This window comes from Kitasatospora sp. NPDC059673, from assembly GCF_042734215.1.
In the GTDB taxonomy this organism is placed as follows: domain Bacteria; phylum Actinomycetota; class Actinomycetes; order Streptomycetales; family Streptomycetaceae; genus Kitasatospora.
In genome coordinates, this window is sequence record NZ_JBHWEN010000011.1 from 66,569 (window position 1) to 91,484 (window position 24,916).

26 protein-coding genes are annotated in these 24,916 nt (G+C 71.8%); 6 read left to right on the forward strand and 20 right to left on the reverse strand.

Translation table 11 applies throughout. From position 1 onward, the window contains the following. Positions 1-98: 98 nt before the first annotated feature. Genes ACFV18_RS15305 through ACFV18_RS15315 form a run of 3 tightly spaced genes read left to right on the forward strand, consistent with a single transcriptional unit; the run spans position 99 to position 2,400 of the window. Entirely contained in the window at positions 99-923 is an 825-nt protein-coding gene (locus tag ACFV18_RS15305; RefSeq protein ID WP_380483252.1) for a metal ABC transporter ATP-binding protein, read from the forward strand. Continuing rightward, entirely contained in the window at positions 923-1,942 is a 1,020-nt protein-coding gene (locus ACFV18_RS15310) for a metal ABC transporter permease (RefSeq protein ID WP_380483465.1), read from the forward strand. Before ACFV18_RS15305 ends, ACFV18_RS15310 begins: the two co-directional genes overlap by 1 nt. Positions 1,943-1,977: 35 nt before the next feature. Further along, positions 1,978-2,400: a Fur family transcriptional regulator gene (locus ACFV18_RS15315; protein ID WP_380483254.1), complete on the forward strand. Its 423-nt coding sequence runs from the start codon at positions 1,978-1,980 to the stop codon at positions 2,398-2,400. Positions 2,401-2,536: 136 nt separating this feature from the next. Here the strand turns inward: ACFV18_RS15315 and ACFV18_RS15320 are convergent, their stop codons facing one another. The 4 genes from ACFV18_RS15320 to leuA all read right to left on the reverse strand — a co-directional run bounded on the left by ACFV18_RS15320 (position 2,537) and on the right by leuA (position 7,058). Next, positions 2,537-3,373, reverse strand: coding sequence for an isoprenyl transferase (locus ACFV18_RS15320; RefSeq protein WP_380483256.1), 837 nt, complete (start codon positions 3,371-3,373; stop codon positions 2,537-2,539). Between the two features lie 2 nt (positions 3,374-3,375). After that, positions 3,376-4,122, reverse strand: coding sequence for a DNA repair protein RecO (gene recO / locus ACFV18_RS15325; protein ID WP_380483258.1), 747 nt, complete (start codon positions 4,120-4,122; stop codon positions 3,376-3,378). A gap of 182 nt (positions 4,123-4,304) precedes the next feature. Then, positions 4,305-4,970 carry a TerB family tellurite resistance protein gene (locus ACFV18_RS15330; RefSeq protein ID WP_380483260.1) on the reverse strand — a complete coding sequence of 222 codons (666 nt, stop codon included), beginning with the start codon at positions 4,968-4,970 and terminating at the stop codon, positions 4,305-4,307. Positions 4,971-5,273: 303 nt separating this feature from the next. Further along, on the reverse strand, positions 5,274-7,058 hold the full coding sequence (gene leuA, locus ACFV18_RS15335; protein ID WP_380483262.1) for a 2-isopropylmalate synthase: 1,785 nt from the start codon (positions 7,056-7,058) through the stop codon (positions 5,274-5,276). A 338-nt stretch (positions 7,059-7,396) separates the two neighbouring features. Between leuA and ACFV18_RS15340 the strand changes: the two genes are divergently transcribed. After that, positions 7,397-7,663 carry a protealysin inhibitor emfourin gene (locus tag ACFV18_RS15340; protein ID WP_380483264.1) on the forward strand — a complete coding sequence of 89 codons (267 nt, stop codon included), beginning with the start codon at positions 7,397-7,399 and terminating at the stop codon, positions 7,661-7,663. Positions 7,664-7,675: 12 nt separating this feature from the next. On the opposite strand, the gene ACFV18_RS15345 is transcribed toward ACFV18_RS15340, so the two are convergent. From ACFV18_RS15345 to hrcA, 16 genes are all read right to left on the reverse strand, one after another. Continuing rightward, positions 7,676-8,389, reverse strand: coding sequence for an alpha/beta fold hydrolase (locus tag ACFV18_RS15345; RefSeq protein ID WP_380483266.1), 714 nt, complete (start codon positions 8,387-8,389; stop codon positions 7,676-7,678). Positions 8,390-8,425: 36 nt separating this feature from the next. Continuing rightward, complete coding sequence (era, locus tag ACFV18_RS15350; protein ID WP_380483267.1) at positions 8,426-9,358, reverse strand: GTPase Era; 933 nt, start codon at positions 9,356-9,358, stop codon at positions 8,426-8,428. 47 nt (positions 9,359-9,405) lie between these two features. After that, positions 9,406-9,567: a hypothetical protein gene (locus ACFV18_RS15355; protein ID WP_380483269.1), complete on the reverse strand. Its 162-nt coding sequence runs from the start codon at positions 9,565-9,567 to the stop codon at positions 9,406-9,408. An 82-nt stretch (positions 9,568-9,649) separates the two neighbouring features. Next, entirely contained in the window at positions 9,650-10,003 is a 354-nt protein-coding gene (locus ACFV18_RS15360) for a cytidine deaminase (RefSeq protein ID WP_380483271.1), read from the reverse strand. Between the two features lie 129 nt (positions 10,004-10,132). Beyond that, complete coding sequence (locus ACFV18_RS15365; protein ID WP_380483273.1) at positions 10,133-11,122, reverse strand: aldo/keto reductase; 990 nt, start codon at positions 11,120-11,122, stop codon at positions 10,133-10,135. An 84-nt stretch (positions 11,123-11,206) separates the two neighbouring features. Continuing rightward, positions 11,207-11,746, reverse strand: a complete 540-nt coding sequence (locus tag ACFV18_RS15370; protein WP_380483274.1) for a DUF4383 domain-containing protein — start codon at positions 11,744-11,746, stop codon at positions 11,207-11,209. Then, the gene (locus ACFV18_RS15375; RefSeq protein WP_380483275.1) at positions 11,746-11,985 is read right to left on the reverse strand and encodes a hypothetical protein; all 240 of its coding nucleotides are present in this window, start codon (positions 11,983-11,985) and stop codon (positions 11,746-11,748) included. The genes ACFV18_RS15370 and ACFV18_RS15375 overlap by 1 nt, the downstream gene beginning before the upstream one ends. Before the next feature lie 113 nt (positions 11,986-12,098). Beyond that, positions 12,099-13,436, reverse strand: a complete 1,338-nt coding sequence (locus ACFV18_RS15380; protein ID WP_380483277.1) for a hemolysin family protein — start codon at positions 13,434-13,436, stop codon at positions 12,099-12,101. 13 nt (positions 13,437-13,449) lie between these two features. After that, positions 13,450-13,944, reverse strand: a complete 495-nt coding sequence (ybeY, locus tag ACFV18_RS15385; RefSeq protein WP_380483279.1) for an rRNA maturation RNase YbeY — start codon at positions 13,942-13,944, stop codon at positions 13,450-13,452. Between the two features lie 14 nt (positions 13,945-13,958). Beyond that, positions 13,959-15,062, reverse strand: a complete 1,104-nt coding sequence (locus tag ACFV18_RS15390) for a PhoH family protein (protein ID WP_380483281.1) — start codon at positions 15,060-15,062, stop codon at positions 13,959-13,961. Between the two features lie 175 nt (positions 15,063-15,237). After that, positions 15,238-16,155 (reverse strand): ribonuclease Z, encoded by a 918-nt coding sequence (locus ACFV18_RS15395; protein ID WP_380483283.1) that lies wholly within the window; start codon positions 16,153-16,155, stop codon positions 15,238-15,240. Positions 16,156-16,158: 3 nt separating this feature from the next. After that, positions 16,159-16,512, reverse strand: coding sequence for an HIT domain-containing protein (locus ACFV18_RS15400; protein WP_380483285.1), 354 nt, complete (start codon positions 16,510-16,512; stop codon positions 16,159-16,161). 83 nt (positions 16,513-16,595) lie between these two features. Beyond that, positions 16,596-19,799 carry a PDZ domain-containing protein gene (locus ACFV18_RS15405; RefSeq protein ID WP_380483287.1) on the reverse strand — a complete coding sequence of 1,068 codons (3,204 nt, stop codon included), beginning with the start codon at positions 19,797-19,799 and terminating at the stop codon, positions 16,596-16,598. A gap of 143 nt (positions 19,800-19,942) precedes the next feature. Beyond that, positions 19,943-20,686, reverse strand: a complete 744-nt coding sequence (locus ACFV18_RS15410; protein WP_380483289.1) for a 16S rRNA (uracil(1498)-N(3))-methyltransferase — start codon at positions 20,684-20,686, stop codon at positions 19,943-19,945. A gap of 90 nt (positions 20,687-20,776) precedes the next feature. Continuing rightward, positions 20,777-21,916, reverse strand: a complete 1,140-nt coding sequence (gene dnaJ / locus ACFV18_RS15415; RefSeq protein ID WP_380483291.1) for a molecular chaperone DnaJ — start codon at positions 21,914-21,916, stop codon at positions 20,777-20,779. 69 nt (positions 21,917-21,985) lie between these two features. Then, positions 21,986-23,059: a heat-inducible transcriptional repressor HrcA gene (hrcA, locus tag ACFV18_RS15420; protein ID WP_380483293.1), complete on the reverse strand. Its 1,074-nt coding sequence runs from the start codon at positions 23,057-23,059 to the stop codon at positions 21,986-21,988. 272 nt (positions 23,060-23,331) lie between these two features. Here hrcA and htpX point away from each other — a divergent pair, with 272 nt between their 5' ends. Both htpX and ACFV18_RS15430 read left to right on the forward strand, forming a co-directional pair. Beyond that, a complete protein-coding gene (htpX, locus tag ACFV18_RS15425; protein ID WP_380483295.1) occupies positions 23,332-24,255 on the forward strand; it encodes a zinc metalloprotease HtpX in 924 nt (307 codons plus the stop codon). Between the two features lie 33 nt (positions 24,256-24,288). Beyond that, positions 24,289-24,876 carry a hypothetical protein gene (locus ACFV18_RS15430; RefSeq protein ID WP_380483297.1) on the forward strand — a complete coding sequence of 196 codons (588 nt, stop codon included), beginning with the start codon at positions 24,289-24,291 and terminating at the stop codon, positions 24,874-24,876. The last annotated feature ends 40 nt before the right edge of the window (positions 24,877-24,916 follow it).

Sequence of the window (24,916 nt, forward strand, 5' to 3'; positions counted from 1 at the left end):
GGCCAGCCACCCGAGCCGACCAACCCGAGCCGACCACCCGATAACAACAGCCCCGACCCAACCGGCGCGAGCCGAGCGAGGAAACAGCGAGGAACACCATGAGTGCTGTCATCTCCACGGCGGACTCCGACCGGCTGCGGCCGTCCTCCGGCGAGGACGCCGGGCCGGCGGTCGTCAGCCTCCGGGGCGCGGTCGCCACCGTCGGTGGACGGCCGGTGCTGCGCGGCGTCGATCTCACCGTCCGGCCGGGCGAGGTGGTGGCGCTGCTGGGCGCCAACGGGTCCGGCAAGTCCACCACCGTGAAGAGCGTCATCGGGTCGGTGCCGTTGGAGCAGGGCAGCCTGGAGCTGTTCGGACAGCCGTTGCGCAAGTTCCGCGCCTGGCACCGGATCGGGTACGTGCCGCAGCGCACCACCGCGGCCGGCGGGGTGCCGGCCACGGTGCGCGAGGTGGTCTCCACCGGGCGGCTGCCGCAGCACGGGCTGCTGCCGTTCCGGCGCAAGGACCGCGCCGCGGTGGACCGGGCGCTGACCGCCGTCGGCATGTTGGACCGGGCCGGCGACGGGGTGACCAACCTGTCCGGCGGGCAGCACCAGCGGGTGCTGATCGCCCGAGCCCTGGTCGGACTGCCCGACCTGCTGATCATGGACGAGCCGATGGCCGGCGTCGACATCGACAGCCAGCAGGTGCTCGCCGACATCCTGCGCACCGAGGTGGAGCGCGGCTGCGCGGTGCTCCTGGTACTGCACGAACTCGGGCCGCTGGAGCCGCTGATCGACCGGGCCGTGGTGCTGCGCGACGGCTGCGTCGCGCACGACGGGCCGCCGCCGCGCGGCGTCGGTCAGCACGCCCTGCCCGGCCACGACCACGTCCACCCGCACGCGGACGACCACCACCGCACCACCCAGGGGCTGCTGGCATGATCGAGATGTTCCAACCCGACTTCATGCAGCGGGCGTTCCTCGCCGCCGTGCTGGTCGGCATCACCGCCCCCTCGGTCGGCATCTACCTGGTGCAGCGTCGCCAGGCGCTGATGGGCGACGGCATCGGACACGTCGCGCTGACCGGTGTCGGCCTCGGCTTCCTGTTCCAGGCCAACCCGATGTGGATGGCCGTGCTGGTCTGCGTACTCGGCGCGATCGTGATGGAACTGGTCCGCGCGCGCGGCAACCAACGCGGCGACATCGCGCTGGCGATGCTGTTCTACGGCGGTATGGCCGGCGGCAAGCTGCTGGTCTCGATGAGCAGCCAGGCCGGTTCCGGCAGCCTGGAGAGCTACCTGTGGGGCTCCATCCTCACCGTCTCCCCCGGCGACCTGGCGGTGATCGGCGGGCTGGCGGCGGTCGTCGTCGCGGTCACCGCGGGCCTGCGCCGCCAGCTGTTCGCGGTCTGCCAGGACGAGGAGTTCGCCCGGGTCACCGGCCTGCCGGTGCGGGTGCTCAACCTGCTGCTGGCGGTGATGGCCGCGGTCACCGTGACGGTCGCCATGCGGGTGGTCGGCCTGCTGCTGGTCAGCGCGCTGATGGTGGTTCCGGTCGCGGCGGCCCAGCAGCTGACCCGTTCCTTCGCGGCCACCCAGGCCGCCGCGGTGAGCGTCGGCGTGGTGACGGCCCTGCTCGGCGTCGGTACCTCGTACCAGGCCGACCTGCCCTCCGGCCCCACCATCGTGATCCTGGCCATCCTGGCCTTCGCCCTGTTCAGCGCGATCGCCGCACCACTGGCCAGGCGCCGGCACCGGGCCGCCACCGAACACGGCCCGGCGGTGTGCGACGTCGCACTGCCCGGCCAGGGCCCGAACACCCAGGGTCCGAACGCCCAGGGCCCGAATGCCCAAGGCCCGAACGCCCAAGGCCCGAACACGGCGGGCGCGGCGGCGGAAACCCCGCTGCCGAAGGCATCGCTGTCGGGGGAGACGCTGTCAAGTCGGGGGCTGGCACAATGATGTGCGAAACCCAGCCGATCAGCAGGAGGACCCCGGTGACCACCGCAGGCCCGTCGCCGCGCGCGCGATCGACTCGGCAGCGCACCGCCGTCTCGGCGGTTCTGGACGAGGTCGAGGATTTCCGCAGCGCGCAGGAACTGCACGACATGCTCAAGCACCGGGGCGACTCGGTGGGTCTGACCACCGTCTACCGGACGCTCCAGTCCCTCGCCGAGGCCGGTGAGGTGGACGTGCTGCGCACCGCCGAGGGCGAGGCGGTCTACCGCCGGTGCAGCAGCGGGCACCACCACCACCTGGTGTGCCGGCACTGCGGGGCGACGGTCGAGGTCGAGGGTCCGGCGGTCGAACGCTGGGCCAACGCGGTCGCCGCCGAGCACGGGTTCAGCGACATCGCACACACCCTGGAGATCTTCGGCACCTGCGGCGAGTGCGCCGCGAAGCAGCAGCAGGCGCAGTAGCGCTCCGGGCCACCCGGCCCACCGCATGCACGAGGCCCGGATCGGAACACTCCGATCCGGGCCTCCGCGTCAGCGGGCGTCGGCGTCCCGGCGAGCACCCGCGTCAGCCCGGGCGCAGCCCCGTCTCAGCCCCGTGTCACCGCTGCGGCGGCACCTCGGCCGCGGCGGCAGCGTTGTTGGGGATGGCCCCGCCGAAGCGGCGGTCGCGGCGGGCGTACTGCTCGCAGGCGCGCCACAGGTCGCGGCGGTCGAAGTCGGGCCAGAGCACGTCCTGGAACACGAGCTCGGCGTACGCGGACTGCCAGGCCAGGAAGTTGGAGGTGCGCTGCTCGCCGCTGGGCCGCAGGAACAGGTCCACGTCCGGCATGTCCGGGTAGTACAGGTACTTCGCGAACAGCTTCTCGTTGACCTTCTCCGGGTTGAGCTTCCCGGCGGCCACGTCACGGGCGATGGCGAGGGCGGCGTCGGCGATCTCGGCCCGGCCGCCGTAGTTGACGCAGAAGTACAGCGTCATCGCGTCGTTGTTCTTGGTCTGCTCCTGGGCGACCTGGAGTTCCTGGACGACGCTCTTCCACATCTTCGGCATCCGGCCGACCCAGCGGATCCGGATGCCCATGGCGTCCATCTCGTCGCGGCGGCGGCGGATCACGTCCCGGTTGAAGTTCATCAGGAACTTCACTTCTTCCGGGGAGCGCTTCCAGTTCTCGGTGGAGAAGGCGTACAGCGAGAGGTTCTTGACGCCGATCTCCAGGCAGCCGCGCAGCACGTCGAGGACGACGCCCTCGCCGACCTTGTGGCCCTCGGTGCGGGGCAGGCCACGCTCCTTGGCCCAGCGGCCGTTGCCGTCCATGACCACCGCGACGTGGTTCGGGACCAGTTCGCCGGGGATCTTCGGCGGCTTCGCGCCGCTCGGGTGCGGGGCCGGGACTTCGTACGTCCGCTGCTTGCTGCCGAACAGGCGTCGCGCGACCATGTTCACTTCTCCACGTATCTCATCGAGCGGATGCCCCGCTCCAAGTGCCACTGCAGGTAGGCGGCCACCAGCCCGCTGCCCTCGCGCCAGTACCGCGGCTCGCAGGCGTCGGCGGTCTGCCAGTCCCCGGACAGCAGCGCGCCGAGCAGTACCAGTGTCTCAGGGGAGGGTACGGCACTTCCGGGTACCCGGCAGTCGCCGCACAGCACTCCGCCGGCTTGGAGGGAGAAGAACCGGTTGGGGCCGGGCAGTCCGCAGCGAGCGCAGTCGGTGAAGCTCGCCCCGTAGCCGTTGACGGCGAGCGAGCGCAGCAGGAAGGCGTCCAGCACCAGGTGCGACTGGTGGGTGCCGCCGGCCAGCGTGCGCAGGCCGCCGACCAGCAGCAGGTATTGCTGGACGGCGGGCTGGCCCTCGTTCTCGGCGAAGCGTTCGGCGGTCTCCAGCATCGCGGTGCCGGCGGTGTAGCGGGTGTAGTCGTCGACGATCCGGGCGCCGTAGGGGGCGAGTGTCTCCACCTGGGTGCACAGCGGCAGGGTGCGGCCGACGAGTTCGCTGCCCCGGCTGAAGAACTGGATGTCGACGTGCGAGAACGGTTCGAGACGCGCACCGAACTTCGACTTGGTCCGGCGTACGCCGCGCGCCACCGCCCGGACCTTGCCGTGCTGGCGGGTCAGGAAGGTGATGATCCGGTCGGCCTCGCCGAGCTTCTGGGTGCGCAGCACGATGCCGTCGTCGCGGAAGAGACTCATGGTGGTTCCCATTGTCCCGTACCCCACCGACAGTGCGGCGGTGGACGACGGCAGCGGCGGCGCGCAGCCGTGAGCCCGCACCGGGGCGGTGGGGCTCCCACCCGTGCGGTGCGGGACACGGCGGGCCCGGGAGGGGGAGTTCGGGCCCGGCTCGAAGGGAACGGCGATCCAGCGGAACGGCGTCAGTGCGGGGCGCGGGTGGCCGCCTCCAGCAGCCGGTTGACCTGCGCGGCGGTGAGGTCGAGGCAGCGGCCGACCACGGTCAGCGCGGCCCGCTCCTGCGGGAGGTAGCGGCCGTCGGCGAGGGCGACCAGGGCGCCGAGGGTGACCAGGCGTTCGCGGCCCTGGACGAGCAGGTGCGGGGCGAGCGGTTCGAGCGCGGCGTGCAGTTCGACGGCCAGGCCGCCGCCTTCGACGTCCACGTCGAGGGGTTCGCCGCCGCTGTGCCCGGAGAGTGCGGCGAGCGAGGCCAGCACCTGGGCCTCGCCGCAGTCCTCGAAGCCGGCTTCCTTGATGACGGTGCAGGCGGCTTCGCGTCCGCTGCGGCTGCCGGTGCCGCCGGCGGCGAGCGCGGCCAGGGCGATGGTGTACTGGGCGTCGCGGAGCATCGCGCCGAGCCGGACCGAGGTCAACTCCTCCAGCACGTCGGTACTGTGGCGGCCGCGGCAGGAGGTGCACTGGACGCTGCGGACCACCCCGCCGATCGGCAGGACCGGGGTGCCGAGCAGCCGCAGCCACCGACGGCCGTGCTGCCGACGGTAGTTGCGGTCCCCACCGCAGCCCGGGCAGAAGAATTCACCGAGGACATCCGTCCGCCAGCGAGGGCGGACACCCCACAACCCTGTCACGGCGCCACTCCCCAGACATGGCAGGCGGCCTGCGCATCAATGGGCAGGTCACGCGACCGGACGTCGAGGCCGTCCCACCGACCCCGGTTCCGGTCCGTCGATGTTGCCACGGTTACCGGCCCGTGTCAGCACCCTGAACGGGTGCCGAGGGGAAAATTTGTGACCAGGGCCACACTCCACGGAGGTGGCCCCGCACGTTACTTGACGGTACGTGGGCCACCGGCCGACCGGACCGCCGGAAGGCTCGACGGCACGCCGGTCAACGGCCGGGCGGGCCACCGGAACGGTGGCCCGCCGACCCCATCAGCCGCGCTGCGCGGCCCGGTTGACGGCACTGACCAGTGCCTTCAGCGAGGCCAGTACGGTGTTGCCGTCGATGCCCACCCCCCACAGCACCTTGTCGCCCACGGCGCACTCGACGTACGCGGCGGCCTGCGCGTCGCCGCCCTCGCTCAGCGCGTGCTCGGCGTAGTCCAGTACCCGTACGTCGATGCCGATCGAGGCCAGCGCGTTGACGAAGGCGGAGACCGGGCCGTTGCCGGTGCCGGTCAGGGTGGCGGGGGTGCCGTCGACGACCGCCTCGGTGGTCAGCGCGTCGCGGCCGTCCTCGGTGGTCAGGCTGCGCGAGCCGCTCAGCGAGATCCGGCCCCACGGGTTGGCGGGGGTGGGCAGGTACTCGTCCTGGAAGACCGCCCAGATGTCGCCGGGGGTGACCTCGCCGCCCTCGGCGTCGGTCTTGGCCTGGATGATCTTCGAGAACTCGATCTGCATCCGGCGCGGCAGGTCCAGCTTGTGGTCGTTCTTCAGCACGTAGGCGATGCCGCCCTTGCCGGACTGCGAGTTGACCCGGATGACCGCCTCGTAGCTGCGGCCGACGTCCTTGGGGTCGATCGGCAGGTAGGGCACGCCCCAGGTGTGGTCGCCGACCGGGACGCCCGCGGCGGCGGCGTCGGCCTCCAGGACGTCGAAGCCCTTCTTGATGGCGTCCTGGTGCGAGCCGGAGAAGGAGGTGAAGACCAGGTCACCGGCGTAGGGGTGGCGCTCGGGCACCGGCATCTGGTTGCAGTACTCGGCGGTGCGGCGGATCTCGTCGATGTCGGAGAAGTCGATCATCGGGTCGACGCCCTGGGAGAACAGGTTCATCCCGACGTTGACCAGGTCCAGGTTGCCGGTGCGCTCGCCCTGGCCGAACAGGCAGCCCTCGACCCGGTCGGCGCCGGCCATCACGGCCAGCTCGGCGGAGGCGACGCCGGTGCCGCGGTCGTTGTGCGGGTGCGCGGAGACGCAGACGAACTCGCGGCGCGACAGGTTGCGCGACATCCACTCGATCTTGTCGGCGTACACGTTCGGGGTGGACCGCTCGACGGTGGTCGGCAGGTTCAGGATGATCTCGCGGCCCTCGCCGGGCTGCCAGACGTCCATCACCGCCTCGCAGACCTCCAGCGCGTAGTCCAGCTCGGTGTCGATGAAGATCTCCGGCGAGTACTCGTAGCCGAAGACGGTCCGGTCGCCCAGGATCTTCTCGGCGTACTCCATCACCAGCCGGGTGCCGTCCGTCGCGATGGCCTTGATCTCGTCCTTGCTCGCCTTGAACACCACCCGGCGGAACATCGGCGAGGTGGCGTTGTACAGGTGGACGGTGGCCCGCGGCGCGCCCTTCAGTGACTCGACGGTCCGCTCGATCAGGTCCTCGCGGGCCTGGGTCAGCACCGAGATGGTGACGTCCTCGGGGATCGCGTCCTCTTCGATCAGCGAGCGGACGAAGTTGAAGTCGGTGGCGCCGGAGGACGGGAAGCCGACCTCGATCTCCTTGTAGCCCAGCTTCACCAGCAGGTCGAACATCTTGCGCTTGCGGGCCGGCGACATCGGGTCGATCAGCGCCTGGTTGCCGTCGCGCAGGTCGGTGGACAGCCAGCGCGGGGCCTGGGTGATCACCTTGCTCGGCCAGGTGCGGTCCGGCAGGTCCACGGTGCCGAAGGGTACGTACCGGTGGAACGGCATCCCCGAGGTCTTCTGCTGGACGCTCGCGGCGGTGATCGGGGTGGGACGGTCGACGAACGCGCGGGCGACGGAGGACTGTTCGGTCATGGCTGGGGCTCTCGGCTTCCCTTGTCGAAGGCGGTCTGCGGTCGGGGGCAGGACACCCGACTCGGCCGACTGGATGCGCCCCTGCGGATCACGCTGGGCGCAACACGACTCCCCGCGGCGAGGGGGCCGGCCTTCACTGGACTACAGGCCCTCGCCGCGGCAGCTAAGAAGAAGCAGCCGGATACGCATGATGCCGTCACTGTAACCCGGGCGGCGACCCGGCCGCAGTGAGCCCCGCCACGATCCCACCCAGTGAGACGGGGTCCGGCTGCCGGGCGGGCGCGGCAAGTTGGTGAAAGCCTCGGCAAACCCCTTCGCCGCCCTGCACACTGGCATCCATGCGTATCCAGGTCACCCGCACCGGCGGGTTCGCCGGCCTGCTCCGGTATGCCGAGTTGGACACCGAGGAGCGCCCGGACGCCCCGCACGTGCACGCGCTGGCCCGCGAGGCGATGGTCGGCGGGCTGCGCACGCCCGCGTACGGCGTGCCCGACGGCTTCCACTACGAGATCACCGTGGACGGCCGCACCGTCCACTGCGCCGACCCCAAACTGTCCGACTCCCAGCGCGAGTTGGTCAGCCTGGTGCTCCGCGAAGGCGCCTGACGGCCGGGCCGCTCAGAGCCAGCCGTCCAGCGAGGCCAGGAACCCGGCCGGGTCGTCCCGGTGGATGCAGTGCCCGGCGCCGGGGACGGTGCGCACCTCGAAGCCGCGGCGGCGCAGCTCGGCGGCCTCCTCGGGCGTCACCAGGACGCTGGGGTCGGCGAGTTGGACCAGCGAGGGGACGGCCGGGGCGCCCGGCAGCACGGACAGTTCGGGGTGCGCCCAGAGGCCGATGGCGGTGTCGCTGTCCCAGGCGGCGAGGCCGGCCAGTTCGGTGTCCACGTCCTCCTCGGCCCAGTCGGGGTGCATGGTGGTGATGAACTGCCGGGTGCCGAAGCGCTTGAAGCCGACGAACGGTTCCGGTCCGATCCCGGGCCGGTCGTAGACGAACGCGGGGTCGCTGTAGACGGCGCGGTCGGGCTTGAGCAGGTCCACGGCGCGCCACAGCGCGATCGCGCCCATCGAGTGGCCGATGGCCAGCGCGGCCCCGGCGGGCAGCGTGTCGACGAGGTCCTCGGCGAACTGTTCGGGCCCGTACCGGTCGGCGGGGGTGGCGCCCTCACCAGCCGGTGAGGCGCCGTGGCCGCGCAGGTCCACGGCGATCACCCGGTAGCCACGTTCGGCGAGGACGGGACCGATCACCCGCCAGGTGCGGTGGTCGGACTGGATGCCGTGGATCAGCAGGGCGGTCCGGTCGCCCCCTCCCCACTCGTGGGTGTGCAGCTTCACGACCGGCCCTCCCCTGTCTGCCTGTTCGACGCCCCGTCAGAAACCGAGCTTACGCAGCTGCTTGGGGTCGCGCTGCCAGTCCTTGGCGACCTTGACGTGCAGGTCGAGGTAGACCGGGGTGCCGAGCAGCGCCTCGATCTGCTTGCGGGCGGTGGTGCCGACGTGCTTGAGCCGGGAGCCCTTGGCGCCGATCACGATGGCCTTCTGGCTCTGCCGCTCGATGTACACGTTGGCGTGGATGTCCAGCAGCGGACGGTCGGCGGGCCGGTCCTCGCGCGGGATCATCTCCTCGACCACCACGGCCAGCGAGTGCGGCAGTTCGTCGCGCACGCCCTCCAGCGCGGCCTCCCGGATCAGCTCGGCGACCATGATCTGCTCGGGCTCGTCGGTGAGGTCGCCGTCCGGGTACAGCGGCATGCCCTCGGGCAGCAGCTTGGTCAGCAGGTCCGCGACCAGCTCCACCTGCTTGTCGCCGACGGCGGACACCGGGATGATCTCGGCCCACTCGATGCCGAGCTCGGCGCCCAGCTGCTGGACGGCGATCAGCTGCTCGGCGAGCCGCTTGGAGTCCACCAGGTCGGTCTTGGTGACCAGCGCCACCTTCGGGGTGGACTTCTTGATCTCGGCGAGCTCCTTGGCGATGAACTTGTCGCCGGGGCCGAGCTTCTGGTCGGCGGGCACGCAGAAGCCGATCACGTCGACCTCCGCCCAGGTGGTGCGGACCAGGTCGTTGAGGCGCTCGCCGAGCAGCGTGCGGGGCTTGTGCAGCCCGGGGGTGTCCACCAGCACGAGCTGGGCGTCGGGGCGGTGCACGATGCCGCGCACGGTGTGCCGGGTGGTCTGCGGACGGTCGGAGGTGATCGCGACCTTCGTCCCGACCAGGGCGTTGGTCAGGGTCGACTTGCCCGCGTTGGGACGGCCGACGAAGCACGCGAACCCGGAGCGGTACGGGGAGGAAGGGGCATTCATGGCACCCATTGTCCCCGATCGGCCGGGCCGACCCGGCCAGTGGGGTTTCAGCCCGCCTTCTTCTTCCCGCCGCCCATGATGCCGCCGACCAGAACCAGGGCCAGCAGCACCAGGGTGCCCATCAGCCACCACACGGAGCCGGTCTCGTGCCAGCGGCCGAAGCCCATGACGCACAGCAGCAGTCCGCAGAAGAACGCGGCGATCCCCATGACCCCTCCCCCACCGGAAAGACCCCCGGCCGCTGCGATTATCGCATCGGCCGGGGGATTGTCGAGGAGTACGCGCAACGCCTCACCGCGCCTCGGCGGCCACCTTCAGCACCCCGTCGGGCCCGGCCAGCAACACCGGCGTCCCGGCCCCGCCCAGGTCCCGCACCGCCGCCAGGTCGGCCGCCGCCGGCTCGTCCGCCGCCGAGACCACGGCCGCCGCCTCCAGGCTCTTCGCCCCGCTGGCCACCGCCATCGCCACCGCCGTCTGCAGGGCGCTCAGCCGGAGCGACTCCAGCGCGACCGTCCCGGCCACATAGGTGCGGCCGGTCTCGTCGCGGACCGCGGCCCCCTCGGCCACGCCGTTGCGGGCGCGGGCCGAACGGGCCAGCGTGATGATCTTCTTGTCCTCGGGGTCCAGCTCGGAAATCTCGGTCATGGCCCGAGCATAGGCGGGCCACCCCCGGCGCAGCCCGGGCGTCCGGCCCTCGGCCATTCACCGGCTCAGCCCTTGAACAGCGCCCCTCCTCGGCGGCCCAGTCCTTGAACAGCACCACTCCCCGGCGGCTCAGTCCTTGAGCAGCGCGCCCTCCCCGGCCGGCACGAACTCCGCCAGCGCGGCGTCGATCCGGGCCAGCACGGCGTCGTCCAGCGCCAGCTCGGCGGCGGCCTGGTTCTCCGCGATGTGCGCCGGGGTGCGGCTGCCCGGGATCGGCACCACGCGGTCGTCCTGCCGCAGCAGCCAGGCCAGCGCCAACTGGCCGGGGGTGACGCCCAGTTCGGCGGCGATCGCGCGCAGCGGGGCGTACCGGTCGTTGTTCGCGGCCAGGTTCTCGGCGGAGAACCGGGCGATGTTCTGCCGGAAGTCGCCCTCGGCCACCTGCCGCACCGTGCCGGTCAGGAAGCCGCCACCGAGCGGGCTCCAGGCGACCACGCCGACGCCCAGTTCGCGGGTGGCGGCCAGCAGTTCCGGGGCGATCGGCTGCCACATCGACCACTGCACCTGCACCGCCGCCACCGGGTGCACCGCGTGCGCGGCGCGCAGCTGCGCGGCCGTCACGTTGGAGAGCCCGAGGTGCCGTACCAGCCCGTCGGCGATCAGTTCGGCGACGGCGCCGACGGTGTCCTCGAACGGCACCTGCGGGTCCGGGAAGTGCGGGTAGTACAGGTCGATCACGTCGGTGCCGAGGTTGCGCAGCGACTGCTCCGCGTAGCCGCGGACGTACTTGGGCTCGCAGTTCACCGCCAGCTCCTCGAACGCGAAGTGCACCGGGAAGCGGTGCGCCTCGGCGCCCTCCGGGACCCGGAAGCCGAACTTGGTGGCCAGCACCACCTCGTCGCGCCGGCCGCGCACGGCACGGCCGATCAGTTGCTCGTTGTGCCCGTCCGCGCCGTAGCCGTCCGCGGTGTCGATCATTCGGGCGCCCGCGTCGATCGCGGCACGCAGCGCGTCCTGGCCGCGCCGCTCGTCGGTCTCGCCGTACACGCCGGGCGAGAGCACCATCGCCCCGAACCCGATCGGCGAACTGGCCAACGCCCCGAGCATGCGCTCCGTCATCATGTCTCCCCGTCCAAGCAGCCTGCGGCCCAACGGATCTGACGATGCGTCGGGCCATGTGTGGCTCACTCTACGGCGGGAGGATCAGTGTCCGGTCGGGTTCGGCGGACCAGGACGCAGCACCTTCACCAGCACCGGCGGGCCGTCCGGCCGCTCGGCGTCGTGCTCGTGCCGCCGTTTCCAGTACGGGTTGTCCTGCGGCAGGTGACTGCTGACCCGGCCGTACATGCCGAAGGTCAGGATCACGAAGCCGAAGACGAAGCTGAAGATGACGTTGCCGATGTGGAAGGCGAGCCGGTTGGCGCTGGAGTCCAGCACCATCAGGCCGACGAAGCCGGCCAGCACGAACAGCACGCCCATGATCATGTTGATGTCGGAGGCGATGTTGCCGCCGATGATCGCGCCCAGGATCAGGATTCCGCCGGCCACCAGCGACAGCACGCTCAGCGCGCCGTTGCTGGACATGCCCAGCACCTGCTTGCCCGTGGTGTCGATGAAGCCGGGGCTGCCGCCGGTGAGTCCGAGGATGCCGAACGCCACCAGGAACAGTCCGCCCAGTCCGGCGCCGTAGCGGTACACCTGGCCCAGCCGGTGGTCGACCGGTAGTTCGTCGTGGAGTCTCATCAGTTCCTCCCCGCGTGGTCGGAGCGGAGGAACGGCACCTCGTGCAGGTACAGCGACCCGCACTGCTGGCAGCAGTGCAGCCCGGTGCCCCAGGCCTCCTCCGGCTTGCTCTCGGCGTCCGAGGCGATCTCGGCGCCGCACATGCCGTGCGAGAGGTCGGTGTCACGGACCACATGCCACCTGGCCACCCCGCCGGCCGGCCCGGTGGGGCCGTATTCCGCGCGCAGTAGATGTGCCATGTCTCCCATGGTCCGCGCCCGGGGCGGTCAGGCAAACGGGCCCCGGGCCGAACCGTCCGACCCGGCAAGCCGGTTGGGACGGCCCGTCCAGGGCCCGCTGCGCGTCCGGGGAACTACGGTGCGTGCTCCTCGGCCGGCTCCTCGGCGTGCTTCGCGTGCTCCTCGACCCACACCGGCGCGGCCACCACGGTGCCGATCCGGTTGCGGCGGCCCGCGGAGCTCTCCGCGGTCAGGCTGATCGCGGCCAGCCCGCTGCCCTCCGGCACCGGCACCTCGCAGGACGACCCGGGGATCGGCACCCGGCCCAGGCACTTGGCCAGCAGGCCGCCGACGGTCTCCACGTCCTCGTCGTCCAGTTCGATGCCGAACAGTTCGCCGAGGTCCTCCACGGTGAGCCGGGCGGTGATCCGGTACGAGCCGTCGCCGAGGTCCTCGACCGGGGCGATCTCCCGGTCGTACTCGTCGGTGATCTCGCCGACGATCTCCTCCAGGATGTCCTCGATGGTGACCAGGCCGGCGGTGCCGCCGTACTCGTCGATCACGATCGCCACGTGCGAGCGCATCTGCTGCATCTCGCGCAGCAGGTCCGCGGCCGGCTTGGAGTCCGGCACGAACACCGCCGGGCGCATCACCGAGTCCACCTGCTCCGACTCGGCGTCCCGGTTGATGTGGGTGCGCCGCACCAGGTCCTTGAGGTAGACGATGCCGACCACGTCGTCCTCGTTGTCGCCGACCACCGGGATCCGCGAGAAGCCCGAGCGCAGCGCCAGCGTCAGCGTCTGGCGGACGGTCTTGTGCCGCTCGATCATCACCAGGTCGGTGCGCGGCACCATCACCTCGCGCACGATGGTGTCGCCGAGTTCGAAGACCGAGTGCACCATCCGGCGTTCCTCGTCCTCGATCAGGTCGTCCTTCTCCGCGAGGTCGACCAGCGCCCGCAGCTCCGCCTCGGAGGCGAACGGGCCCTCCCGGTAGCCCTTGCCGGGCGTCAGCGCGTTGCCCAGCAGGATCAGCAGCCGCGGGATCGGCCCGAGGATCCGGGCCAGCGGCAGCAGCACGTAGGACGCCGCGGTGACGGTGCTCAGCGGGTGCTGGCGGCCGATCGTGCGCGGGGAGACCCCGACCGCCACGAACGACACCAGCACCATCACGCCGAACGCCACCAGCACGGCCAGCCAGGTCTGCTGGAAGCTGCGCACGCACACCACGGTGACCAGCACCGAGGCGGCCATCTCGGCGGCCACCCGGATCAGCGTCGCCAGATTCAGGTAGCGGATGTTGTCGGAGGCCAGCGTCAGCAGCCGATCCGAGCCGCGGCGGCCCGAACGGACCGCCTCCTCGGCGCGGAACCGGGACATCCGGGAGATCCCCGCCTCGGCGCAGGCGGCCAGCCAGCCGAGCACCACCAGCAGCAGCGCCCCGACCAGGAAGCTCGTACTCTCACCACTCACAGACGGCCGGCCCTCAGTGGACGGTCGGCGCGGGCGACAGCCCGGTCAGCCCGCGACCGGCCCGCCAGTCGTCCAGGATCCGCTTCTGCAGCGCGAACATCTCGCGCTCCTCGTCGGGCTCCTCGTGGTCGTAGCCCAGCACGTGCAGCACCCCGTGGACGGTGAGCAGCTGCAGCTCCTCGTCCATCGAGTGCTTGGTCGGCGCGGCCAGGCCCTGCTGCTTCGCCACCTCGGGGCAGAGCACGATGTCGCCGAGCAGGCCCTCCGGCAGGTCCTCGCCCTCCTTGCCGGGCCGCAGCTCGTCCATCGGGAAGGACATCACGTCGGTCGGACCGGGCAGGTCCATCCACTGGACGTGCAGCTCCGCCATCGACTCGCTGTCGTAGAGGATCACGGAGAGCTCGGACTGCGGGTGAATCCGCATCTTGTCGAGGGCGTAGCGGGCGACGTCGAGGATGGAATCCTCGTCGACGTCCCACCCGGACTCGTTGGCGATGTCGATCGACATGGAGGGCTCAGTACTCAGCTTTCGGTGCGATGGGACTGCCGGGGCGCCCGGGCGCCCCGCCGTTGGACGGGTTTGCGGTCGCCGGACTCCTCGGCCTCCTGCCGGGCGTCCCAGCGTTCGTACGCGTCCACGATGCGGCCGACCAGCTTGTGCCGCACCACGTCGGTGCTGGTCAGCACCGAGAAGTGGATGTCGGGCACGTCGGCCAGGATCTCCTGGACCACCTTCAGACCGCTGCGGGTGCCGCCCGGCAGGTCGATCTGGCTGGTGTCGCCGGTGACCACCACCCGGGAGTTGAAACCGAGGCGGGTCAGGAACATCTTCATCTGCTCGGGCGAGGTGTTCTGCGCCTCGTCGAGGATGATGAACGCGTCGTTCAGGGTGCGGCCTCGCATGTACGCCAGCGGAGCCACCTCGATCGTGCCGGCGGCCATCAGCCGCGGGATCGAGTCCGGGTCCATCATGTCGTGCAGCGCGTCGTACAGCGGGCGCAGGTAGGGGTCGATCTTCTCGTAGAGGGTGCCCGGCAGGAAGCCCAGCCGCTCCCCCGCCTCGACGGCCGGCCGGGTCAGGATGATCCGGTTGACCTCCTTGGCCTGCAGCGCCTGCACGGCCTTGGCCATCGCCAGGTAGGTCTTGCCGGTACCGGCCGGGCCGAGGCCGAAGACGATGGTGTGCTTGTCGATCGCCTCGACGTAGCGCTGCTGGTTGAGCGTCTTGGGGCGGATGGTGCGGCCCCGGTTGGACAGGATGTTCGCCGTGAACACCTCGGACGGGGCCGGGTGGGCCGGGTCCTCCGCGGCGCTCCTGAGCATGGTGATGGAGCGCTCCACGGCGTCCTCCGTCAGTGGCTGGCCGGTGCGCAGCACCAGCATCATCTCGGTGAAGAGCTGCTTGACGAGCGCGACCTCGGCCGGAGAGCCGGTGGCCGTCACCTCGTTTCCTCGGACGTGGATGTCGGCGTCCGGGAAGCCGCCCTCGATCACTCGCAGGAGCGAGTCGGCCGCACCCAGCAAGGTGACCATCGGGTGCTTCTCCGGAATGACTATCCGGGTGCTGGCGGCCGCCGCGTGGGCGGGCCGCTGTCCGTCGGTTCGGGTCTGCGGTGTGTCAGTCATGGGTCGGCGCTACGGCCTGCCTCATCCCAATCCGTCGTGTCGTGTGGCCAGGGCTCTCCAGGCCACCAGGGTACGCCGCGCAGATGTTCGCCGGAGCGGCACGGCGGCTTCGATGGTGGGGTCTGTCGCCCCGATGTGCGAGCGGTTTTTCGTCACCGCGCGCCCCGGGGGGCGCTCAACGGCGCGGCGGGACGGGGACCCTGGCCAGGTCCTCGGCGATCACGACCTCGCCGTCGAAGTGCTTCTCGGCCTCCGCGCGGTGCGCCTCCAGGTCCGGGTAGCGCTGCGAGAAGTGGGTCAGCACCAGTCGGCGCACCCCCGCCTCGGCGGCCACCCGGGCGGCCTGCGCGGCGGTCAGGTGGCCGTGCTCCTCGGCGAGTGCGGCGTCCGCCTCCAGGAAGGTCGCCTCGATCGCCAACAGGTCGGCGCCCTCGGCGAGTTCAGCCACCCCGTCGCACAGCCGGGTGTCCATCACGAAGGCGAACCGCTGCCCGGGCCGCTTCTCCGCGACCTCCGCCAGCAGCACCGTCCGCCCGTCCAGCTCGACCCGGCCGTCGCGCTGCAGCTGCCCCACCATCGGTCCGCGCAGGCCGAGTTCGCGCAGCCGCTCGGGGCGCAGCCGGACGCCGTCCGGTTCGGTCAGCCGGTAGCCGAACGACTCCACCGGGTGCGACAGCCGCACCGCCGCCAGCTCGAACGGCGCGCCCGGAGCCTCCAGCGGGCCCGGCCCGGCGATCGGGCGCTCCCGCAGCTCGGCGGTGGCGTGATAGATGCTGGCGTGCCGCAGCCGGTCGAAGAACACCTGGCCGGACGCCGGGTAGTAGGCGTCCACCGGGTGCGGCACCCGGTCCAGGTTGATCCGCTGCAGGACTCCCGGCAGGCCCAGGCAGTGGTCGCCGTGGAAGTGCGACACCGCGATCCGGGTGATCCCGGTGGCGGTCACGCCCGCCTGCAGCATCTGCCGCTGGGTGCCCTCCCCGGGGTCGAACAGCAGCCCCTCGCCGTCCCAGCGCAGCAGGTATCCGTTGTGGTTCCGGTGCCGGGTCGGCACCTGGCTGGCCGTGCCGAGGACGACGAGTTCACGCTGCGACAACGCTCAGACCAGCCCCTCGGCGAGCTTGCGCCCGCCCAGCACGTGCACGTGCGCGTGGAACACCGTCTGGCCGGAGTCCGCACCGGTGTTGAAGATCAGCCGGTACGACTCCAGGCCCTCGCCCTTCGCGGCCTCGCCCGCCTCGACCAGCAGTTCCGCCGCGATCTCCGGCTCCGCGGCGGCCAGTTCGGCCGCGTTGGCGTAGTGCACGTGCGGAATCACCAGCAGGTGGGTGGGCGCCTGCGGGTTTATGTCCCGGAACGCAAGCGTCCGGTCGCTCCTGCGCACCACCGTCGCCGGGATGTCCCCCGACGCGATCTTGCAGAACACACAGTCCGCCTGCGGCTCCCCGGCCATCTCCCGCGCTCCTTCTGAACGTCCGTCACTGGTGACGACGACCATACAGGGGAGGGGGCGCGGGCCAACGCCCCCTCGGGCTGTCAGTCGATCGGCGGCGCGGCCTTGGCCGGGTTCGCGGCCAGCGCCTCCAGGGCCACCCGCACCGCGGTCTCCAACTGCGGGTCGCGGCCGGCCGCCCAGTCGTGCGGGGCGACGGCGACCTCGATGTCGGGGGTGACACCGCCGTTCTCCAGGCCCCAGCCGTAACCCTCCAGCCAGCTGGAGTACTTGGGCTGGGTGACCACCGTGCCGTCCACCAGGTCGTACTTGTTGTCGATGCCGATCACGCCACCCCAGGTGCGGGTGCCCACCACCGGGCCGATGCCGAGCGCCTGGATCGCGGCGTTGACGATGTCGCCGTCCGAACCGGAGAACTCGTTGGCCACCGCCACCACCGGGCCGCGCGGGGCGTCCGCCGGGTAGGGCTCGGGGCGGTCCAGGTCGCGGCCGCGGTTCCAGCCGACGATCCGGCGGGCCAGCTTCTCCACGATCAGCTGCGAGGTGTGGCCGCCGCGGTTCTCCCGCAGGTCGACCACCACGCCCTCGCGGGCCATCTCGATCCGCAGGTCGCGGTGGAGCTGCGCCCAGCCGGCGCTCTGCATGTCGGGCACGTGCAGGTAGCCGAGCCGCCCGCCGGACAGCTCGTGGACGGCGGCCCGCCGCCCGGCCACCCAGTCGTGGTACCGCAGCGCCTCCTCGTCGTCCAGCGGCACCACCACGGGGTGACGCTCGCCGCCGTCCTTGCCGCTGACGGTCAGCTCGACGGGCTGATCGGCGGTGCCGGCCAGCAGCGGGCCGGGGCCGGTCACCGGATCGACCAGGCGGCCGTTGACGGCGAGGATCGCGTCACCGGGGCGGATCGCCACGCCGGGCGCGGCCAGCGGCGAGCGGGCCCGCGGGTCGGAGGACTCTCCGGGCACCACCCGGGCCACCCGCCACACCTCGCCGTCACGGACCAGGTCCGCGCCGAGCAGGCCCTGCCGGCGAGCCGCCTCGGTCCCCCGGCCGGGCGGGATCACGTAGGCGTGCGAGGTGCCGAGCTCGGCGACCGTCTCCCACAGCAGGTCCACCAGGTCGGAGTGGCAGCCCGCCCGGTCCACCAGCGGCCGGTAGCGCGCCAGCGCGCCCGCCCAGTCGAAGCCGCCGAGGTCGGCGCGCCAGAAGTTGTCGCGCATCAGCCGGCCGTTCTCGTCGAACATCTGCCGCCACTCGGCGGCCGGGTCCACGCTGATCCGGATCCGGTCGAGATCGACGTCGGTGTCCTCGCTGTCGTCGGCCTTCTGGTCGGCGGGGACGATCCGCACGCTGCCGTCCTCCAGCACCGCCACCCGGGCGCCGTCCCCGGAGACCGCGAACGTGTCCACGCCGGTGAGCAGTTCCTCCACCTTGCGCTTCTTCAGGTCGTAGCGCTCCAGCGCGGTGCCGGCCGGGGCGTCGTCCAACGAGGCGGCGCTGTCGCCGAGTTCACCGCTGAACGGGATCCGGCCCCACAGCACGCCGTCCTTCGCCGCGCGCAGCGCCCCGAACCGCCCGGCGGCCACCGGGAACGCCACGATCCGGTCGGCCAGGCCCTCCAGATCGACCTTGGTGCTGGGCACCGCGGACTCGCTCTTGTCGCCGTCCTTGCCGTCCTCGTCCTCCCCGCCCACCGGCCGCCCGGCCCGCTGCGGCCCGAACGGCGACGGGATGTCGGCGGCCAGCGTCAGCAGGTACGGGCGGGTGCCGCCGGGGAACGACAGGTCGAAGACGTGCTCGTCGTACACCGGGTCGAAGGTGCGCACCGACAGGAACGCCAGGTGCCTGCCGTCCGAGGTGAAGGCCGGCGAGTAGTCGTGGAACCGCTGCGGTGTCGCCTCGCTGACGGTCCGTGAGGTGAGGTCGGCCAGCATGATCTGCCGCAGCGACCACGGCCCGAGCACCGGCTGCGACCAGGCCAGCCAACCCGAGTCCGGGCTGAACACCGGCCCGCTGACCTCGCCCTCGCCGCTGCGCGCCAGCTCGTGCACCGCGCCGTCGCTGAGCGCCACCAGCAGCAGCCGGCCGTCGTGCGAGGCCACAGCGAGCTGCCGGCCGTCCGGCGAGACGGTCAGCGACAGCACCCGGCCGAGCTGCCCGACCGCCAGCCGGCGACGCTCCGCGCCGAGCACCGCGGGCGCGTACTCGATCGCGTCCTCGCCCTCGGCGTCCGTCACCCACACCGCGCCCTGCGCGCCGTCCTCGCCGGGGACGACCCGCACCAGGCGGTTGCGCACCCCCGGCGTCTCGTCCAGCACCCGGGACGGACCCTCCCGGTGGGTCACCCAGTGCACGGTGCCGCGCACCACCACGACCGCAGCCCGGCCGGTGCGGTCGACGGCGACGGTCTCCACCTGCCCCTCGGCCCGGGTCGGATGCGGACGGCGGCTGCTGCGCGGGCCCGCCAGGTCGATCTCCAGCCGGCGCGCCTCCGCGCCCACCAGGTCGTCCAGCAGCCACAGGTCGCCGGCGCTCTGCCAGATCACCCGGGTGCCGTCGGTGGACGCCTGCCGGGCGTAGAACCCGGTGTCCGCCGGGCCGTGCGCCCGCAGGTCGCTGCCGTCCGGGAGGCTGGAGTACAGCCGGCCGACACCCTCGTGGTCGGACAGGAACGCCACCCGGTCACCCACCCACAGCGGGCACTCCAGCTGGCCGTCCAACTCGGCGTGCAGGCGCTCGAACTCGGCCGCCCCGATCCACAACTTGCCGGCCCGACCGCCCCGGTAGCGCTTCCAGTGCGCGGCCTCCCGGTTGTGCGTCCCCAGCAGCACCCGCCCACCGGCCGCCCCGGGCAGGACCGGCTCGAACGCCAGCGCCCCGATCGGCCCGTACGGCAAGCGCTCCGGCTCCCCGCCGTCCAACGGCACCGCGAACGCCCACGTCCGACGGATCGTCTCCTGCCCCGCCGTGGTGATCGCGATCGGCCGGCCGTCGGCACTCCACCCCACCAGCGCCGTGAACGGGCTCCCCCAGTACGTCAACCGCCGCGCCTGCCCACCGGCCGCCGGCGCGACATGCACCTCCGGCGCCCCGTCCCGCTGCGAGGTCCACGCCACCGTCCGCCCGTCCGGCGAGAACCGCACGGCGCCCACCGGCACCTGATCCGCCGTCAACCGCCAGGCCCGGCCGCCCTCGACGGGGGCCAGCCAGACATCGTCCTCAGCAACGAAAGCGACAAGGTCGCCGTGCAGGTGGGGGTGGCGCAGGTATCCGCGCGTCGAATCGGTCACCCGGCCACCATAGGGGGTGCGAAAACAGGGGCGCGGGGAACTGCGCGAAACGGAAGAAGCCTGACCGCAAGATCGCGACGCAGGACCATGGCTTGCACGTGCTCGCGACCCGGCCGTCGCGTCGGCGCTTGTCGCGCAGTTCCCTACGCCCAGCGCCCCGTGCGCCCCAGCAGCAACGCCCCCGCCGCAACCCCCGCCGTGGAGGTCCGCAGCACCGACGGCCCCAACCGGTACGGCTTCGCTCCGGCCTCGGCGAACGCCGCGATCTCCTCCGGCGAGACCCCGCCCTCCGGCCCCACGATCAGCACGATCTCACCGGAGGCAGGAAGCTCCGCCGTGGCCAGCGGCAGCGAGCCCTCCTCGTGCAGGACGGCGGCGAAGGAGGCCTTGGACAACAGCGGGAGCAACTGCCGGGTGGTCATCAGCTCGTGCACCTCGGGAAAGCGCAGCCGCCGGGCCTGCTTGCCCGCCTCGCGGGCGGTCGCCCGCCACTTGGCGAGAGCCTTCGCGCCGCGTTCGCCCTTCCACTGGGTGATGCACCGGGAGGCCGCCCACGGCACCACCGCGTCGATGCCGACCTCGGTCATGGTCTCGACGGCGAGTTCGCCCCGGTCGCCCTTGGGCAGTGCCTGGACCACGGTGATCCGGGGCGCCGGCGCCGCCTCCTCGCGGACGGCGGCCACCAGCACGTCCAGCGCATCCTTGCCGTGCACCGCCGCGACGGTGCCATCCGCACCGCGGCCGTGCCCGTCGGCGAGCGTGACGGCCTCACCGGGCTCCAGGCGCTTGACGGCGACGGCGTGCCGTCCCTCGGGGCCGTCCAGGCGGACGGTGGCGCCAGGGGTGGCACCCGCCAGGTCGTCGACGACGAACACCGGTGCGGTCATCGGAACAGGAACCCTCTCACGTCTCAGGCAACAAAAAACCCGGGCCGGAAGCGGTGGCGTGCACCACTCCCGGCCCGGAAGGAACAGGTCTCACCGACCGTTGAAGGCGTCCTTCAGCCGGGAGAACAGGCCCTGCTGGCCGGGCGCGAACTGGCCCGACGGCCGCTCCTCGCCGCGGATCATGGCGAGCCGCCGCAGCAGCTCCTCCTGCTCCGGGTCGAGCTTGGTGGGCGTCTGCACCTCGACATGCACTATCAGGTCGCCCCGGCCGCCGCCGCGCAGGTGGGTGATGCCGCGGCCGTGCAGCGGGATCGACTGGCCGGACTGAGTGCCGGGCCGGATGTCGACCTCTTCCAGGCCGTCCAGGGTCTGCAGCGGCACCTGGGTGCCGAGCGCGGCGGCCGTCATCGGGATGGTGACCGTGCAGTGCAGGTCGTCGCCGCGGCGCTGGAAGACGGAGTGGCTGGTCTCGGCGATCTCCACGTACAGGTCGCCGGCCGGGCCGCCACCGGGGCCGACCTCGCCCTCGCCGGCCAGCTGGATCCGGGTGCCGTTGTCGACACCGGCGGGGATCTTCACCGTGAGGGTGCGGCGGGCCCGGACCCGGCCGTCGCCCGCGCACTCGGGGCACGGGGTCGGGACGACGGTGCCGAAGCCCTGGCACTGCGGGCAGGGGCGGGAGGTCATGACCTGGCCCAGGAAGGACCGGGTGACCTGGGAGACCTCGCCCTTGCCGCGACACATGTCGCAGGTCTGCGCGGAGGTGCCGGGCGCGGCACCCTCGCCGTTGCAGGTGGTGCAGGTGACGGCGGTGTCGACCTGGAGTTCCTTGGTGGTGCCGAACGCGGCCTCCTCCAGGGTGATCTCCAGCCGGATCATCGCGTCCTGCCCGCGGCGGGTGCGCGAACGCGGGCCGCGCTGGCCGGTCGCGGCGCCGAAGAAGGCGTCCATGATGTCGGAGAAGCCGAATCCGGCCGCCCCGGCGCCGAAGCCGCCCGCGCCGCCGCCGTTCGGCGACAGCGGGTCGCCGCCGAGGTCGTAGACCTGACGCTTCTGCGGATCGGAGAGCACCTCGTAGGCGGCGTTGATCTCCTTGAACCGCTCCTGCGTCTTCGGGTCCGGGTTGACGTCCGGGTGCAGTTCACGGGCGAGGCGCCGGAACGCCTTCTTGATCTCGTCCTGCCCCGCGTCGCGTCGGACGCCGAGTACCGCGTAGTAGTCCGTGGCCACCAAATGCTCCGGTTTGTTCCGCCTCTAGAAGTGCTTGCGAGTGCTGCGTGACGGTCTCACGCAGCCTTGTTATGACTCGTCCAGGATCTGGCCGACGTATCGCGCCACCGCTCGCACCGCCCCCATTGTGCCCGGGTAATCCATCCGGGTCGGACCGATCACACCCAGCTTCGCCACGCTCTGGTCGCCCGAACCGTAACCGACGGAGACCACCGACGTGGAATTCAGGCCCTCGTAGGCGTTCTCGTGCCCGATCCGGACCGTCATCGCGGAGTCTCCGGTCTCACCCAGCAGGCGCAGCAGCACCACCTGCTCCTCCAGTGCCTCCAGCACCGGACGGATGGACAGCGGGAAGTCGTGGCCGAACCGGGTCAGGTTGGCGGTGCCCGCCAGCATGATCCGTTCCTCGTTCTGTTCGGCGAGTGTTTCGAACAGCACGGTCAGCACGGTGCTGACCGAGGGCCGGTCGGCCGGTTCGAAACCGGCCGGCAGGTCCTCCAGCAGGGTCGGCACCTCGGGCAGCCGGCAGCCGCCCGCCATGCCGTTCAGCCTGGCCCGCAGGTCTCCCAGCACGCTCTCGCCGACCGGGCCGGGGCAGTCCACCATCCGCTGCTCGACCCGGCCGGTGTTGGTGATCAGCACCAGCATCAGCTTGGTCGCGGTGAGCGGGACGAGTTCGATGTGCCGCACCGTGGAACGCGTCAGCGACGGGTACTGGACCACCGCGACCTGCCGGGTCAGCTGCGCCAGCAGCCGCACCGTGCGGGCCACCACGTCGTCCAGGTCGACCGCGCCCTCCAGGAAGTGCCGGATCGCCCGGCGCTCCGGAGCCGTCATCGGCTTCACCTCGGCGAGGCGGTCGACGAACAGCCGGTAGCCCTTGTCGGTGGGGATCCGGCCCGCGCTGGTGTGCGGCTGGTGGATGAACCCGTCCTCCTCCAGCGCGGCCATGTCGTTGCGCACCGTCGCGGGCGACACGCCCAGGTTGTGGCGCTCCACCAGGGCCTTGGAGCCGACCGGCTCCTCGGTGCCCACGTAGTCCTGGACGATCGCGCGGAGCACTGCCAGCCGGCGCTCGTCCAGCGGGCGCACGGACGGGCGCGTGTCGATCCGGCGGCCGTCGGGCTTGCCGTCGTCCGGCATGAGCACGCACCTCCGTCGTCGTCCGTTGAACCGGTGGTCGATCCACTCTGGCACTCAACTGGGCAGAGTGCCAGAACCGTACCTGCCAGTGTACGGCCCGGGCCTGATGGCAGGAACGGTCCGCCGACGTGATCCTCGACCGAAAACCGCGCCGCCGGGCACCGGCGGGCCGACACGGCCGCATTCCCATCGGATTCCCATCGTTCCGGATGGTGCCTGCGGGCCCCGCCGGTGGCAGCATCGAAGGCGAAGACGGCGAAGGAGAAGCAGCGATGTCGGCCTCACGGCAGCACTCCCGGTTCACCCCCGACCGCGGCCTGACCGGCCGGATGGTCACCACCATGTTCCTGATCGGCCTGCTCTACGTCGGCTTCACCGGGGTGCTGATCGTGCTGCTGCGCGGCGCCTGGCCCCTGGTGGTGCTGATCTCCGGCGGCCTGTTCGTCGCACAGTTCTGGTTCTCCGACAAGATCACCGAACGGGCGATGGGCGCCCACCAGGTCAGCCCCGAGGAATTCCCCCAGCTGCACGGCGCGGTGGACCGGCTGTGCGCGCTCGCCGACATGCCCAAACCGCGGGTCGCGGTCGCCCACAACGACATGCCCAACGCCTTCGCCACCGGCCGCAACCCGGAGAACGCGGTGATCTGCGTGACCACCGGCCTGCTGCGCCGACTGGAACCGGAGGAACTGGAGGGCGTCCTCGCCCACGAGCTCTCGCACGTCGCCCACCGCGACGTGGCGGTGATGACAGTGGCCGGCTTCCTCGGCGTGCTGGCCGGCGCGATGACCCGGATCGCGCTGTACGGCGGAATGATGGGCGGCGGCAACCGGAACAGCAACGACTCCAACGCCGCCATCGCGGTGATCATCATCCCGCTTGTCTCGATGGTGGTGTACGCGATCAGCTTCCTGCTGACCCGGCTGCTCTCCCGCTACCGCGAGCTCGCCGCCGACCGGGCCGCCGCCCAACTGACCGGGCGGCCGAGCGCGCTGGCCTCCGCGCTGACCAAGGTGACCGGGCAGATCGCCGCCATCCCGACCGAGGACCTGCGCAAGGCCCAGCCGTACAACGCCTTCTACTTCGCGCCCGCGCTGAGCGCCAAGGAGACCGCCGCGCAGCTGTTCTCCACCCACCCCTCGCTGGAGCAGCGCCTCGCCCAGCTGTCGAAGATCTCCTCCCAGCTCGGGCAGTGACCGCCCTCCACCCCTGATCAAGGAGCTCGCCCCGTGGGATTCCTGGACGCCCTGTTCGGCCGCAGCAAGCCGGTGAAGCCGGACCTCGACCAGCTGTTCGGCATCCCGTCGGCCGCGCTCACCCTGCAGGCGGCCACCGGCTTCCTCCCCACCGGCCTCGGCTCGGTGTGCTTCGCCGCCGTCGAGGGCGGCGCGTTCGCCGAGGTCCAGTCCCAGGTCCGGGCCCTGCTCGACGCCGACACCGAGCGCGGCGGCACCCCCGTCGAAGCCTCCCGCGACGACTACGGCTACTCCTGGCTGCTCGCCCGCCACACTCCCGACGAGCTCCCCGACCTGGTCAACGACCTGCACGCGGTCAACAGCGAACTGGAGGCCCACGGCTTCGGCCCACAGCTGCTCTGTTCCATCGTCGCCTTCCGCGACCCCGAGGGCCGCTCCCTGGGCCTGGTCTACCTCTACAAACGCGGCACCTTCTACCCCCTGTGCAAGCTCCCCGGCCAGGAGAAGCGCAACAACCCCCTGGAAATCGAAATCTCCAACCTCCTGCGCAACGACCTCCGCATCGAACCCGACCTCTCCCGCTGGTTCCCGGTCTGGGGCGCCCCCGGCCTGGACGACTGAGGGTCCGGCGGCTGACGGGCCGTCGGGGGTGGTTTCGTAG

Bases quoted from the DNA above. Each gene is read 5' to 3' on its own strand.
- ACFV18_RS15355 (WP_380483269.1), bottom strand. From the start codon at position 9,567: ATGGGGATCGCCGCGTTCTTCTGCGGACTGCTGCTGTGCGTCATGGGC.
- era (WP_380483267.1), bottom strand. From the start codon at position 9,358: ATGAATGCCCCTTCCTCCCCGTACCGCTCCGGGTTCGCGTGCTTCGTC.
- ACFV18_RS15390 (WP_380483281.1), bottom strand. From the start codon at position 15,062: ATGACTGACACACCGCAGACCCGAACCGACGGACAGCGGCCCGCCCAC.
- ACFV18_RS15375 (WP_380483275.1), bottom strand. From the start codon at position 11,985: ATGGCACATCTACTGCGCGCGGAATACGGCCCCACCGGGCCGGCCGGC.
- recO (WP_380483258.1), bottom strand. From the start codon at position 4,122: ATGAGTCTCTTCCGCGACGACGGCATCGTGCTGCGCACCCAGAAGCTC.
- htpX (WP_380483295.1), top strand. From the start codon at position 23,332: ATGTCGGCCTCACGGCAGCACTCCCGGTTCACCCCCGACCGCGGCCTG.
- ACFV18_RS15400 (WP_380483285.1), bottom strand. From the start codon at position 16,512: ATGGCCGGGGAGCCGCAGGCGGACTGTGTGTTCTGCAAGATCGCGTCG.
- ACFV18_RS15320 (WP_380483256.1), bottom strand. From the start codon at position 3,373: ATGGTCGCGCGACGCCTGTTCGGCAGCAAGCAGCGGACGTACGAAGTC.
- leuA (WP_380483262.1), bottom strand. From the start codon at position 7,058: ATGACCGAACAGTCCTCCGTCGCCCGCGCGTTCGTCGACCGTCCCACC.
- hrcA (WP_380483293.1), bottom strand. From the start codon at position 23,059: ATGCCGGACGACGGCAAGCCCGACGGCCGCCGGATCGACACGCGCCCG.
- ACFV18_RS15365 (WP_380483273.1), bottom strand. From the start codon at position 11,122: ATGACGGAGCGCATGCTCGGGGCGTTGGCCAGTTCGCCGATCGGGTTC.
- ybeY (WP_380483279.1), bottom strand. From the start codon at position 13,944: ATGTCGATCGACATCGCCAACGAGTCCGGGTGGGACGTCGACGAGGAT.
- ACFV18_RS15410 (WP_380483289.1), bottom strand. From the start codon at position 20,686: ATGACCGCACCGGTGTTCGTCGTCGACGACCTGGCGGGTGCCACCCCT.
- ACFV18_RS15370 (WP_380483274.1), bottom strand. From the start codon at position 11,746: ATGAGACTCCACGACGAACTACCGGTCGACCACCGGCTGGGCCAGGTG.
- ACFV18_RS15340 (WP_380483264.1), top strand. From the start codon at position 7,397: ATGCGTATCCAGGTCACCCGCACCGGCGGGTTCGCCGGCCTGCTCCGG.
- ACFV18_RS15305 (WP_380483252.1), top strand. From the start codon at position 99: ATGAGTGCTGTCATCTCCACGGCGGACTCCGACCGGCTGCGGCCGTCC.
- ACFV18_RS15360 (WP_380483271.1), bottom strand. From the start codon at position 10,003: ATGACCGAGATTTCCGAGCTGGACCCCGAGGACAAGAAGATCATCACG.